We start from the raw sequence: 13,650 nt of genomic DNA on the forward strand, positions 1-13,650 counted from the left end.
CTATTCACATCGTTGACCGGCGGCTAAATCCGGGCAGCAAGAGTCTCGAGAACCGTCAGCGGTTCCTGCGCCGGGCGAAGGCGCTGGTTCAGCAAGCGGTGAAGAAGACCTCGCACGACCGGGACATCAAGGATGTCCTGGAAGGCGGAGAGGTCAGCATCCCGCTCGACGGCATGGACGAGCCGCGGTTCCGCCGTGAAGGCGGCACCCGCGACATGATACTTCCCGGAAACAAGAAGTTCATCGAAGGCGACATCCTGCCGCGCTCGGGCGGCTCGGGCGGCAAGGCCGGTGGCGCGGGGGAGGGCGACAGCGAAGACGCGTTCCGCTTCGTTCTCAGCCGCGAGGAATTCGTCGACCTGTTTCTGGACGATCTCGAATTGCCTGATCTCGCCAAGCGCAAGCTTGCCGAGGTGGAGAGCGAAGGAATCCGCCGGGCCGGTTATGCGACGTCGGGTTCGCCGGCGAATATTTCCATTTCCCGTACCGTGAGCCGCGCGATGGCGCGGCGGGTGGCACTGCGGCGGCCGAAGCCGGAAGAGATTGCGGCGCTTGAAGCCGAACTGCTGATTTGCGGCGACGAGGCGCGCCGCGCCGAACTGCTGGCCGAGATTGAAAGCCTGAAGGCCAAGGCCAAGCGGATCCCGTTCATCGATCCGATCGACATCCGTTACCGGCGGTTCGAGACCACGCCGAAGCCGATTGCCCAGGCCGTGATGTTCTGCCTGATGGACGTCTCGGGCTCGATGACCGAGCACATGAAGGACCTCGCCAAGCGCTTCTACACGCTGCTCTATGTCTTCCTGAAGCGGCGCTATCGCCATGTCGAGATCGTCTTTATCCGCCATACCGACCGCGCCGAAGAGGTGGACGAGGATACATTCTTCCATGGCCCGGCATCGGGCGGCACGCTGGTGTCGAGTGCGCTGCAGGAGATGCACGAGATCGTGCGTTCGCGGTTCCGCCCGGCGGACTGGAATATCTACGCCGCGCAGGCTTCCGATGGCGACAACTCCACGTCCGACGGCGAGGTGGCGGGCCGGCTGCTGACCGAGAAGATTCTGCCCGTCAGCCAGTTCTTTGCCTATCTCGAGGTCGGCCAGGATGCCGGGCTGACTTTCGAGATGCCGGACTCGTCGCTATGGACGCTGTACGAGCGCCTGCGCCTCGCCGGTGCGCCGCTGTCGATGCGCAAGGTCTGCGAGCGCAGCGAAATCTTCCCGGTGTTTCACGATCTCTTCCAGCGCCGCGTAAGACAGGAGAGGGCGCCATGACAGGCGAACGGCTGTTTCAGGGTGCTGATTGGGATTTCCCGACGCTGCAGCGGATCCATGACGCCTGCGAGGAGATCGCGGAGTCCGAGCTCGGGCTCAATGTCTATCCGAACCAGATCGAGGTGATCACGGCCGAGCAGATGCTCGACGCCTATTGCTCGGTCGGCATGCCCTTGTTCTACAAGCATTGGTCGTTCGGCAAGCACTTCGCCTATCAGCAGGCGTCCTACCGCAAGGGCCTGATGGGCCTGGCCTATGAGATCGTCATCAACTCGTCGCCGTGCATCTCCTATTTGATGGAGGAGAACACCGCGACCATGCAGACGCTGGTGATCGCGCACGCCGCCTTCGGCCACAATCATTTCTTCAAGAACAATTATCTGTTCAAGCAGTGGACCGACGCCGACGGCATTCTGGATTATCTCGAATTCGCCAAGACCTATGTCGCGCAGTGCGAGGAGCGTCACGGCCGGCTGGCGGTCGAGCAGACGCTCGATGCGGCCCACGCGCTGATGTCGCATGGCATCAACCGCTATCCCGGCAAGAAGCTGCCGGATCTGCGCGTCGAGGAGAAGCGGGCCCAGTACCGCCGCCAGCACGAAGAAAGCGTGTTCAATGATTTGTGGCGGACCATTCCGACCGGGCCGGTCAAGAGCGTGGCAACGCTGAGCGCCGATCGCCGCCGCGCGCTGCTCGGCCTGCCGCAGGAAAACATCCTGTACTTCCTGGAAAAGACCGCGCCGCGCCTGGCGCCGTGGCAGCGCGAGCTGCTGCGCATCGTGCGGCACATCGCACAGTATTTTTACCCGCAGAGCCAGACCAAGGTCATGAACGAGGGCACCGCGACCTACGTCCATTACCGCATCATGAACCGGCTGCACCTGCAGGGGCAGCTCTCCGACGGCAATTTCCTCGAATTCCTGTCGTCGCATACTAACGTCGTGTTCCAACCCGACTTCGACAGTAAATATTTCTCGGGCTTCAACCCCTACGCGCTCGGTTTTGCGATGATGCAGGATATCGAGCGCATCGTGACCAATCCCGAGGACGAGGATCGCGAATGGTTTCCGGATATCGCCGGCAAGGGCGATACGATGGGCGTCCTCCGCGATGTCTGGGCCAATTACCGCGACGAGAGCTTCATCAGCCAGTTCCTATCACCGCGGCTGATGCGGCACTTCCGCATGTTCCACTTGCATGACGATCCAGCCGAGACCGCCGGCATCCGGGTCGATGCGATCCACGACGAGCGCGGTTATCGGCGCGTGCGCCGCGCCCTGTCACGGACATACGACGTCGGCTTCATCGACGCCAACATCGAAGTCGTCGATGTTGACCTCGCCGGCGATCGTCATTTGATGTTGCGCCACACCGTGCTGAACGGCGCGCAGCTCAATGACACCGATGCCAAGCGCGTGCTGCAGCACCTCGCCGACCTCTGGACCTACAACGTCTCGCTGGTCGAGGTCGACGCGACAGGCAAGGTGTTGAAGGAATACGTCGCCAACCCGCGCGGGCTGGCCGCGGTGGCGTAGCCGGCGATCAACGCCCGCGCGTCGGTAATTTCGGCAGTTTGTGCGGATCGAACGTGGGTATGGGTTCGCTCGCCTCCGGGGCACGCGCCTGCTCGTTGTAAATTAGCGTTCCCTCCAGGAGCAGGCCTGGGAACTGTGCCGCCGTTCCGGTGTAGGTCGCTATCTTGCCGGTGCACGTTCCCTGCAGCTTAAGCTCGAGCTCCTGATCATCGCCGAATACAGTTGGCAGCCCGTTGGTGTGTTTTCTTGTGATCACGACCGCGGTGAATCGGTCTCCGTCGACTTCGCATGACCCCTCGTAGGTCATGACGCCGTCGCGCCCCCAGATCCTGCCGTCTGCAACATGGACGATGCCAGTGCCTTGGCTTACGGGGGTCTTGAACCATGCCGCATAAGTGCCGTCTCTGAGCACGGCGGAACTTCTTCCTTGAGCTTCACCTGAGGTCGATCATCGGCACGACTAGCCTAAGACTTCCTTAATCGCCGTCCTCTCGGCAGGGGGCGGCTTTTCTTTTGCCGTAGTCTTACGGAGCAAAACTCCATTGTTCCGACGGGTTTCGTACACATCATATCGAGATGGGCCAGCAAATACGGGAAATCCGGGTATGCGAAAAGTGCCACGCCGAAATGCGGCTGTTAGGCAAGCTGCCCGCTATCGGGGCCAAGCCACTCATCAAGGTTTTCCGTTGCTACCAGTGCAACCGCATTGAGACGCGCACAATAAGGTCGGCTGCACTCGGAAGACCCTTTCTTCGTACGTTCCGCTCTGCCGCAGGCCGGCGCTGATCTTTTCCAGCGCGGACGAGCCGAGGCGCAATTCGCTGGCCGGCCGCAGGGTGGGTTGGGTGTCAGCTGCTCCCGCGTCCCCAAATCCTATCGACGCGCCAGATTTGCGCGACGGGCGCTGACGGTTCGTGCCCAGGTTCCGTGAAATTTTCCGGCAAGGCGCTGGTCAATATGCGGCTTGATCAGCTTTGTCATGGCAAAGTTGAGGTCATCGTATTCCCTTGCGCAGACTTCGGCCCGGTCCTTGGGCAGGAAGCCCTTTTCGACGACATCGGCAAACAACGTCTTGTCTGCGCCATAGGCGATGCACAGAATGTTGAACGCTCGCTGGGCCGGCGTCGAATGTTCACCTGAAAGCGATTGGATAGGAACGGTGACCTGCGGTCCCGGCATCTGAATCGCATGGTGATAGGCGTAGCCCAGGATCGTTCTGCGGGCCTCGTCCTTGCTTAGTCGAAGCATGACGTAGGCGGCGAATTGATCGGCGGCATCTTCCTCGCGGCCGAGCACAGGTATTTGCAGCATGTTGAAAACCGCATGCGCGGTCTCGTGCAGGAACACCGCGAGAATTGGGCCCAGCACCGTGTCCGCCCGGGATAATCCGCCGGGAAGGTCTTGCGGCGGCGCGCTCTTCAGGATGTCCGCCAGCATTTCGTAACACACGGTGATGACTTCATCGCCGTACCAGGCGTTTGCGGCGCCATCGCAACCCGCGACCTTCAGCGTCAGCGGGTAGGAAAGGCGGAGTGGACTGAGCAGTTCCTGCAAGTGTTCGAGAGCGCGGCCCTGCCTCATTTGATCGTGGATCGGCTGGTGTACCGGGTCCTTTGGCGACACATATTCGTACTTGATCTGGTTCGGCTTGCTTTTGGGGGCTGCGCTTGCTTTGCCGACGGTCCAAACGATCGTTGCCGCCAGGGCCGCGGCAACCGCGGCAGGTTTGTGCCTCATCATATTTCTCAATTATGAATTATGAAAATTTACGGCGGCAAGTTATCGACGCGTGGTCGAGCACCATAGCACGCCCGTCGGATTCCGTGGATAGCGAATCCGGTCGGGCTTATTGTCGGCAGCGCGGTCGCGATGATTGCTTGTACGCAAACAACCGATGCCTGCTTCCGAGGCTAATGCTCATATCGCAGGATGCATGGACGTTGCGACCTGACGACTAGATGCCCTACCGCAGGCTGGCGTTGATCTTGTCCAGCGCTGACGAGCCCGGGCACAATTCCTTGGCTTCCAGCTTATTGAGCGGCGTCTCGACGGTGTCGAGATGGGTGTGCATGTCTTCGGCGTCGGGATCGACGTAGAGCAAGCCGGTCACCACCTGGCCCTTGGCGGCGTGCTTCTGCAGGAAGGTCATCGCCGCCAGCCGGTCGTTGGCGTCGTAATCGGCGTCGATCTTGCGCAGCGCCAGCCTGGTGCCGTCGTGCTGCTCCACCATCTGCACCGAGCCCGGGGCATAATCGACGGTGATGGGGTCGCGACCCGTGATGACGTCGAGGCGGTTGACCGCGTCATTATGTTCGCGGACGTAGTCAAAACTCTTGGTCGAGCCGGCGTGGTTGTTGAAGGCGATGCAAGGGCTGATGACGTCGATGAACGACGCGCCCTTGTGGCGGATGGCGGCCGCGATCAGCGGCACCAGCTGGGTCTTGTCGCCGGAGAAGCTGCGCGCCACGAAGCTGGCGCCGAGCTGCAGCGCAATCGCCACCAGGTCGATGGCGTTGTCGGTGTTCATCACACCCTTCTTGGATTTCGAGCCGCGGTCGGCGGTGGCCGAGAACTGGCCCTTGGTCAGGCCGTAAACGCCGTTGTTCTCGACGATATAAGTCATGTTGACGCCACGCCGGATCGAATGGGCGAACTGGCCGAAGCCGATCGAGGCGCTGTCGCCGTCGCCGGAGACGCCGAGATAGATCAGGTCGCGGTTGGCGAGGTTGGCGCCGGTCAGGACCGACGGCATGCGGCCGTGCACCGAGTTGAAGCCGTGCGAATTGCCGAGGAAGTAATCCGGCGTTTTCGAGGAACAGCCGATGCCGGAGATCTTGGCGACGCGATGCGGCTCGATCGATAGCTCAAAGCAGGCTTCGATGATCGAGGCGGTGATCGAGTCGTGACCGCAGCCGGCGCACAGCGTCGAAATCTTGCCCTCGTAGTCCCTGTGGGTGTAGCCGAGATCGTTCTTCGGCAGGCCGGGATGGTGGAATTTCGGTTTTGCAATGTAGGTCATGACACGGCCTTGCGGAGAGGAGTCACTTTCAGATGGTCCTGATGGTCGCCGATGGCGCTGGCGATGAAGCGCGCGGTGATCGGGGTGCCGTCATAGTGCAGGATCGGCACCAGCCGCACCGGATCGATGCCGTTCTCGTTGACGATCAACTGGCGCAGCTGGGCGTCGCGATTCTGCTCGACGACGTACACGAAGTCATGGTCGGCAATGAAGCTGGCGACGCTGGAGTGGAACGGGAAGGCGCGGATGCGCATGCGGTCGAGCTGGTGCCCGCGCGCCTCCAGCAGGCCGATCGCCTCGTCCATCGCCGGCGCGGTCGAGCCGAAATAGATCACGCCGTATTTGGTCGGCTTGGTGGCGTTGGCCTGCAACGGCCGCGGCACCATGTCCTGCGCGGTCTCGAACTTGCGCACCAGCCGCTGCATGTTGTCGGCGTAAACAGCGCCTTCTTCCGAATAGCGCGCATAGCGGTCGCGCGAGGTGCCGCGGGTGAAGAACGAGCCTTTGGTCGGATGCGTGCCGGGATAGGTGCGGTAGGGAATGCCGTCGCCGTCGACGTCGAGATAGCGGCCGAAATCGCGGCCAGGCTCGTCGAGCATCTCTGCGGTCATCACCTTGCCGCGGTCATATTGCCTGGAATCGTCCCACTTCAGGGGACGGCAGAGCCGGTGGTTCATGCCGATGTCGAGGTCGAGCATCAGGAAGATCATGGTCTGCAGCCGCTCGGCGAGATCGAACGATTGCGCCGCGAACTCGAACGCTTCGGCCGGGTCTTCCGGGAACAGCAGGATATGCTTGGTGTCGCCGTGCGAAGCATAGGCGCAGGCGATGATGTCGCATTGCTGGGTGCGCGTCGGCATGCCGGTCGAGGGGCCGGCGCGCTGGATGTTCATGATCACGCCGGGAATTTCGGCAAAGTAGGAAAGCCCGATGAACTCGGTCATCAGCGAGACACCGGGCCCGGAAGTCGCGGTGAAGGCGCGCGCGCCGTTCCAGGAGGCGCCGATCACCATGCCGATCGATGCAAGCTCGTCCTCGCCCTGCACGATGGCGTATTTGGCCTTGCCGGTTTCGGGATCGTGCCGCAGCTTCTTGCAATGGCTGGTGAAGGCCTCGGCCACCGACGAGGACGGCGTGATCGGATACCAGGCGCAGACGGTGGCGCCGCCATAGACCGCGCCGAGTGCAGCCGCGCTGTTGCCTTCCATGAAAATGCGGTCGCCGACCTTGTCGGCCTTCTTCACCTGCAGCCCGATCGGGCATTTCAGGTTCTGCAGCGCCCAGTCACGGCCCAGATGCAGCGCGTGGACGTTCGAGGACAACAGCTTTTCCTTGCCCTTGTACTGTTCTGATATCAATTGCTCGACGATCTTCGGGTCCATGTCGAGCAGGGCGCACATCGCGCCGAGATAGATGATGTTCTTGAACAGCTGGCGCTGGCGCGGATCGGTATAGGTCGAGTTGGTGATCGCGGTCAGCGGCACGCCGATGACGTTGATGTCGGCGCGGAACTTCGACGTCGGCATCGGCTTGGTGGAATCGTAGAACAGATAGCCGCCGGGCTCGATCGAGGCGACGTCCTTGTCCCAGGTCTGCGGGTTCATCGCCACCATCATGTCGACGCCGCCGCGGGCGCCGAGATGGCTTTCCTCGGTCACCCGCACCTCGTACCAGGTCGGCAGTCCCTGGATGTTGGAGGGAAAGATGTTGCGCGGGCTCACCGGCACGCCGTGGCGCAGGATCGAGCGCGCGAACAGCTCGTTGGCGCTGGCCGAACCCGAGCCGTTGACGTTGGCGAAACGGACGACGAAGTCGTTTACGCTGCTGATCGGGCTTTGGACTGACATGGTGATCCCGCGTGAGTCATATCGATGAGGTACTTCTGCATGTCCCAGGCTCCGGTGGGACAACGCTCGGCGCAGAGCCCGCAATGCAGGCAGACGTCTTCGTCCTTCACCATGACGCGCCCGGTCTTGAGCCCGTCGGCAAGATAAAGCGCCTGGTCGTGACGCGGTGAGGGCGCTTTCAGCCGGGTCCGCAGATCCTCTTCCTCGCCATTTTCCGTGAAGGTGATGCAATCCATCGGGCAGATGTCGACGCAGGCGTCGCATTCGATGCAGGCGGGCGCGCTGAAAATCGTCTGCACGTCGCAGTTCAGGCAGCGCTGCGCCTCGCCGAGCGCGAGCTTGACGTCGTAGCCGAGTTCGACCTCTGCGCGGATGTCCTTGAGCGCAATCACCTTGTCGCGGTGCGGCACCTTGTAGCGCTTGTCGCCGGAGATGTCGTTGTCGTAGCTCCACTCGTGGATTCCCATCTTCTGCGAGGAGACGTTCACCTCGGGGAGCGGGCGCTCGGTGATATCCTCGCCGGAGAGCATCTTGTGGATCGACAGCGCGGCGTCATGGCCGTGCGCCACCGCCCAGATGATGTTCTTGGGGCCGAACGCCGCGTCACCGCCGAAGAAGACTTTCGGATTGGTCGATGCGAACGTCTTGGCATCGACCTGCGGCATGTTCCACTTGTCGAACTCGATGCCGCAGTCGCGCTCGATCCAGGGGAAGGCGTTTTCCTGCCCGACCGCGACCAGCACGTCGTCACAGGGAATGGTCTGGTCCGGCTCGCCCGCGGGCACCAGGTTACGCCGGCCCTTGGCGTCATATTCCGCCTTCACCTTCTGGAAGGTGACGCCGATGAGCTTGCCGGCTACATGTTTGAATCCCACCGGCACCATGAAATTGAGGATCGGAATGTCCTCGTGAATGGCGTCTTCCTTTTCCCATGGGCTCGCCTTCATTTCCTCAAAGCCGGAACGCACGATCACCTTGACGTCTTCGCCGCCAAGGCGCCGCGCGGTGCGGCAGCAATCCATCGCGGTGTTGCCGCCGCCGAGCACGATCACGCGGCGGCCGATCTTCTCGACATGGCCGAACGAAACCGAAGCCAGCCATTCGATGCCTATATGGATATTAGCGGCGGCCTCCTTGCGGCCGGGGATGTCGAGTTCGCGGCCGCGCGGCGCGCCGGAACCGACGAAAATCGCATCATAATTTTCAGCCATCAGCTGCTTCAGGCTGTCGATGCGGTGACCGCCCTTGAACTCGATGCCGAGGTTTAGGATGTAATCGGTTTCTTCGTCGATCACCGAATCCGGCAGCCGGAATTTTGGGATCTGGCTGCGCATCATTCCGCCCGCCTTGGGATCGGCGTCGAACACCGTGCAGTGATAGCCGAGCGGCGCAAGATCGCGCGCCACCGCAAGCGAAGCGGGACCGCCGCCGATCAGCGCGACGCGCTTGCCGTTCTTCGCCGATACCTTCGGCATGCGGTGCTTGACGTCGTCCTTGAAGTCGGCGGCGACGCGCTTCAGCCGGCAGATCGCAACGGGTGTTTCCTCGACGCGGCCGCGGCGGCAGGCCGGCTCGCACGGGCGATCGCAGGTGCGTCCCAAAATTCCGGGAAACACATTCGATTTCCAGTTGATCATGTAGGCGTCGCTATAACGCCCCTCGGCAATCAAACGGATGTATTCGGGAACTGGCGTGTGAGCGGGGCAGGCCCATTGGCAATCAACCACTTTGTGAAAGTAGTCCGGCGCCGAGATGTCAGTCGGTTTCATTCCTACCTTTCCGCGTCAGCAATCCGAACGCGGCCTTGTTGCCTGAACGCTCAGTAGGCGTTCTTGTGGTTTTTGAATTGGATCATAGGCTTATCTTATCGGAGCTTAGAGCCATTCCAGACGAGTCACAAAGGCAAATTTGCGCGATTGCCAGCTTTCATGCATGGCACGTGTGAACGTTAATATTCGCTGATGCTATGTGGCGGTGCAGCATGAGTGCACGGCGTTGTCGCCAATGTTACGCGCGGTGCAGATCGCTCTTCGCGAGATCCCACATCAGCCGGTAAACGCCGCTCGTCACCACCAGCGGCTTGATTGCGGCATTGTCGTTGAAGCGCGCCGCGGCCGCCGGAACCGCGCTGACATCGGTGGCGTCGATCAGCACGAACCAGTCGCCGGCGCCCGGATTGGGCGCTGCGGGGTCATCAGTGATCGGTTTCGACAGCGCCGGATTGTTCTCCAGCAGGTGCATGGAAATGATGCCGTTGAGTTCTGCGGGATCGAGTTGATCCCGCAGTGCGGTACGTAATTTATCCTCGCCGCCGGCGGGCGGCCGCAGCCGGATGATGCCGAGCGCGGCGCCGCGGCCGGTGCCGCGGCTGATGGTGATACGCGAAACGCCCCGGATCATATTCTTGAAGCGGGCAATGTTGGCCTTCGACCAGGCAGTCTGATTGGCGAGCGCGGTGCGGTAGAACGGGCTGTCCAGTACCTCGATGGTTTCGGTGGAATAGAGGCTGAGATATTTCGGGTCACCTTCGTGCGCGACATAGCGCCGCGCTTCGAGGAAGCCCGGCATCGCGACGCGCTCTTCGAGATGTTCGCGGTCGTACCAGCGGTTGAATTCGGCCTCGTCGGCGGCATCGATGTTCATCGACGTCAGCAGCATGCCTTTTCCGGCTATCGGCATTTCGAAAATCCCTATCTGGTAATCTTGGAAGCCATATCCGCGACTGCTTTCATCACGGCGTCGCGGACGCCGGGATCGTACAGCGTGTGACCGGCGCCTTCGACCAGGCGAATTTCGGCCTCGCGCCACACTGCGGCAAGCGCATGCGAGGTCGCCGGCGGGCACAGCAGATCATAACGGCCCTGCACGATGATACCGGGAATGTCAGCAAGCCTGCCGGCCTCTTCGATCAGCTGGTTCGGCCTCATGAAGCAGTCATTGGCGAAATAATGCGCTTCCATGAACGGCGTGGCGGGCAGGGCGCGCGACGAATTGACCGGATCGAGCCGGGCGCGGCCCGGCGTGTGCTCGGAGAGGATACGTTCGGTCTCGCCCCATGCCCGTGCGGCCGGGCCATGCACGCCGGTGTCGGGATCAAGAATCCGGCGGAAATATGCGTCGATCGGGTGCGTGCGTTCCGCTGGCGGCAACACGTCGAGGAACTCCGCGTGCAGCGCCGGATAGAAGCGCGGCAGCACCTCGAGGAAGCCATCCTCGATTTCCTTGCGGGCGCCGAGGAAGGTGGCGCGCAGCACGATGCCGGTGACGCGGTCGGGGTGCGCTTGCGCATACGCCAGCGCCAGCGTCGCGCCCCAGGAGCCGCCGACGATCATCCAGCGCTCAAAACCGAATTTCTCGCGAATTCTCTCCATGTCCGCAATCAGATGCGGCAGGGTATTGTCCTCACGCCGGCCCTTGGGGCGGCTGCGGCCGGCGCCGCGCTGGTCGAACAGCACGGCATGGAATCTTTCAGGGTCGAACAGCCGGCGGTGATCGGGCTGGCAACCGCTGCCGGGCCCGCCATGCAGATAGACCGCCGCAATGCCGCCGATACGGCCGACGCTCTCGACATAGACGTCGTGGCCATCGCCGACATCGAGCTGCTCCGAGGTCAGCGGTGCAAACGGATCGGCGCGTTTGGCGGATTTTCCGGCGTCGGCGTCAGGCGCCATGCTTGTCTTCCGCCTCCAGCGTGCCGCCGGCGAAATTGCGATAGAGGAAACGGTTATTGTCGGAGGCTGCTTCCTGCTCGGCCTGCTTGAAGATCTGCTCATGCATCGGCGACAGCGTGCAGGCCGGATCGGTATTGCCGGCATCGCCGGTCAGCGCAAAGGCCTGGCAGCGGCAACCGCCGAAATCGACTTCGCGGAACTCGCAGCTCTTGCAGGGCTCGGGCATCCAGCCGGTGCCGCGATAGCGGTTGAAGGCTTCGGAATTCTGCCAGATCCACGCGATCGAGTGATTGGATCGCACCGAAAGGAATTCTAGTCCGGTGATGCTCTCGGCGGCATGACACGGCAGGATCTTGCCGGCAGGCGAGATGTTGAAGAATTGCCGGCCCCAGCCGCCCATGCATTTCTTCGGCCGCAGCGCGTAATAATCCGGCAAGACGTAGTCGATCGCGAGAATGCCCTTCAGCCGCACTTCGGCTTCCTCGACGATGCGGCTGGTCTCCTCGATCTGTGCCACGGTCGGCATCAAGGCGGCGCGGTTCTTCAGCGCCCAGCCGTAATACTGCACGTTGGCGACCTCGAGCCGGTCGGCGTCGAGATCGACCGCCATCTGAATAATGTCCGACAGCTGATGCAGGTTCTGGCGGTGCATGACGGCGTTGACCGTCAGCGGCAGGTCGAGTTCGCGCGTCCACTTCGCGACCTCCAGCTTCTTCTCATGCGACTTCTTCAGGCCCGCCACGCGGTCGGCCACCATGGGCTCGTTGCCCTGAAAACTGATCTGCACGTGGCACAGCCCGGCATCGGCCAGAGCGGACAGTTTTTCGCGTGTCAGCAACACAGCGGAAGTAATGAGGTTGCTGTAGAGCCCGACGTCGCTGGCGTGCTGGACCAGTTCGACCAGATCCTTGCGCGCGGTCGGCTCGCCGCCGGAGAAATGGATCTGCAGCACGCCGATTTCGGCGAGCTCGGTCAAAACCTTCTTCCATTCCTCGGTGGTCAGCTCAGTGCCGCCGCGGTCGAGTTCGAGCGGATTGGAGCAATAGGGGCATTGCAGCGGGCAGCGGTGCGTCAACTCGGCCAGCACCGCGAGCGGGATGCCGAACGTCTCCGCCGTCGAGCGCCGCTGCTCCAGCACCGAGAGCCCGTCATGGGGCGCGGTTGCCGCTTTGCCGTCGGTGAGAATGTCGCTCATGACGTCTTCTCGCGCGCTTCGGTGAGAAAGCCCTTGTCGGCGAGGTCCTGCAGCATGGCGACGACGTCGGTTGCAATTGCCTCGCGGGGCGCGGCGTATTTGGCGGTCAGCTGATCGATCATGTCGGAGACGCTGCGAACACCGTCGCAAAGCTGCAGCACCTCGACTGCGATCTCGTCCGGCGCCAGCACGCGCTCGGGCGCCAGGATCACCCAGACCTGCCGCGTCTCATCAAATTTCAGCTTGGCGTGCCGCGGCAATTTCGGCCGGCTCGCCTCGCTGACACTGATGTTGCGGCTTGCTGCCATCGATCGCTAGTTCCTGGTTATTGGCTTCGGCTTCAGCCCTCTTGAGGCACGAACGCGCCGGGCGGTATGTGGCCCTCGACATAGGCATGATACAGCGCATCGAGCTGAACCCATAGCACATTGGTCTTGAAGATCAGGGCGTTGCAGACCGCCTCGCGTTCCGCCGGCGTCCTGGCGTGCGCCTTGACGTAATCGAGCGCGAATCCGGCGTCGCGGGGCGCCTGCTGCAGGCGGCGGCTGAAATAGCTCATGATGTCCGGATTGACGAAATCATAGTGCTGCAGCATGCCCGAGATGCGCTCTTCATGCAGGTTCGGCGCGAACAGTTCCGTCAGCGAGGAGGCGATCGCCTCGAGCGGCGTCTTGTCGCGGCAGAAATGCACGTAGGCCTCGACCGCAAAGCGCGTCGCGGGAAGGATGCCTTCGGTCGATTCCACATAGGCGCTGTCGAGCCCGAGGCCCTCGGTCAGCTTGAGCCAGCGCTCGATACCGCCTTCGGAGCCGAGATCGCCGTCGTGGTCCTCGATCCGGTGCCGCCATTCGACGCGGGTCGCGCGGTCGCGGAACCGCGAGATCACCATCGCGTCCTTGAGCGGGATCGTGCTCTGGTAAAAATAACGGTTCAGCGCCCAGGCCTGCACCTGGCCCTTGTTGAGCTTGCCGCCATGCAGCAGCCGGTGGAACGGATGCAGGTTGTGATAGCGCGTCGCGCCGATGTGACGCAGCGTCGCCTCCAGTTCCTCGGCGTTATTGAGCGAAATGCCTTTGCCGATCGATAGCGCGGTCATTCTGGTGAAGGGC

General features: G+C 62.2%; 12 protein-coding genes. 2 read left to right on the forward strand and 10 right to left on the reverse strand.

Translation table 11 applies throughout. The annotated features are described in order from the left end of the window. Positions 1–2: 2 nt before the first annotated feature. On the forward strand, positions 3–1,274 hold the full coding sequence (locus JQ558_RS24415) for a YeaH/YhbH family protein (RefSeq protein ID WP_212295475.1): 1,272 nt from the start codon (positions 3–5) through the stop codon (positions 1,272–1,274). Then, a complete protein-coding gene (locus JQ558_RS24420; protein WP_212295446.1) occupies positions 1,271–2,809 on the forward strand; it encodes a SpoVR family protein in 1,539 nt (512 codons plus the stop codon). The genes JQ558_RS24415 and JQ558_RS24420 overlap by 4 nt, the downstream gene beginning before the upstream one ends. Before the next feature lie 7 nt (positions 2,810–2,816). Here JQ558_RS24420 and JQ558_RS24425 read toward each other — a convergent pair whose 3' ends face one another. From JQ558_RS24425 to pqqC, 10 genes are all read right to left on the reverse strand, one after another. Further along, positions 2,817–3,221: a hypothetical protein gene (locus JQ558_RS24425; RefSeq protein WP_212295447.1), complete on the reverse strand. Its 405-nt coding sequence runs from the start codon at positions 3,219–3,221 to the stop codon at positions 2,817–2,819. 461 nt (positions 3,222–3,682) lie between these two features. Continuing rightward, positions 3,683–4,546 carry a DUF4344 domain-containing metallopeptidase gene (locus JQ558_RS24430; RefSeq protein WP_249142611.1) on the reverse strand — a complete coding sequence of 288 codons (864 nt, stop codon included), beginning with the start codon at positions 4,544–4,546 and terminating at the stop codon, positions 3,683–3,685. Positions 4,547–4,772: 226 nt separating this feature from the next. Next, positions 4,773–5,828, reverse strand: a complete 1,056-nt coding sequence (locus JQ558_RS24435) for a 2-oxoacid:ferredoxin oxidoreductase subunit beta (protein WP_212206410.1) — start codon at positions 5,826–5,828, stop codon at positions 4,773–4,775. Further along, positions 5,825–7,675 (reverse strand): 2-oxoacid:acceptor oxidoreductase subunit alpha, encoded by a 1,851-nt coding sequence (locus JQ558_RS24440; RefSeq protein ID WP_212206412.1) that lies wholly within the window; start codon positions 7,673–7,675, stop codon positions 5,825–5,827. The genes JQ558_RS24435 and JQ558_RS24440 overlap by 4 nt, the downstream gene beginning before the upstream one ends. Further along, on the reverse strand, positions 7,645–9,444 hold the full coding sequence (locus JQ558_RS24445; protein ID WP_212295449.1) for an FAD-dependent oxidoreductase: 1,800 nt from the start codon (positions 9,442–9,444) through the stop codon (positions 7,645–7,647). The genes JQ558_RS24440 and JQ558_RS24445 overlap by 31 nt, the downstream gene beginning before the upstream one ends. A 238-nt stretch (positions 9,445–9,682) precedes the next feature. Next, a complete protein-coding gene (locus tag JQ558_RS24450; RefSeq protein ID WP_212295450.1) occupies positions 9,683–10,354 on the reverse strand; it encodes a DUF4286 family protein in 672 nt (223 codons plus the stop codon). An 11-nt stretch (positions 10,355–10,365) separates the two neighbouring features. After that, positions 10,366–11,346, reverse strand: a complete 981-nt coding sequence (gene pip / locus JQ558_RS24455) for a prolyl aminopeptidase (protein WP_212295451.1) — start codon at positions 11,344–11,346, stop codon at positions 10,366–10,368. Then, positions 11,336–12,541, reverse strand: coding sequence for a pyrroloquinoline quinone biosynthesis protein PqqE (gene pqqE / locus JQ558_RS24460; protein WP_212295452.1), 1,206 nt, complete (start codon positions 12,539–12,541; stop codon positions 11,336–11,338). Before pqqE ends, pip begins: the two co-directional genes overlap by 11 nt. After that, a complete protein-coding gene (pqqD, locus tag JQ558_RS24465) occupies positions 12,538–12,849 on the reverse strand; it encodes a pyrroloquinoline quinone biosynthesis peptide chaperone PqqD (RefSeq protein ID WP_212295453.1) in 312 nt (103 codons plus the stop codon). The genes pqqE and pqqD overlap by 4 nt, the downstream gene beginning before the upstream one ends. A 32-nt stretch (positions 12,850–12,881) precedes the next feature. Next, positions 12,882–13,637 (reverse strand): pyrroloquinoline-quinone synthase PqqC, encoded by a 756-nt coding sequence (pqqC, locus tag JQ558_RS24470; RefSeq protein WP_212295476.1) that lies wholly within the window; start codon positions 13,635–13,637, stop codon positions 12,882–12,884. Positions 13,638–13,650 lie beyond the last annotated feature (13 nt).

The organism is Bradyrhizobium sp. AUGA SZCCT0160 (genome assembly GCF_018130105.1).
GTDB lineage: Bacteria > Pseudomonadota > Alphaproteobacteria > Rhizobiales > Xanthobacteraceae > Bradyrhizobium.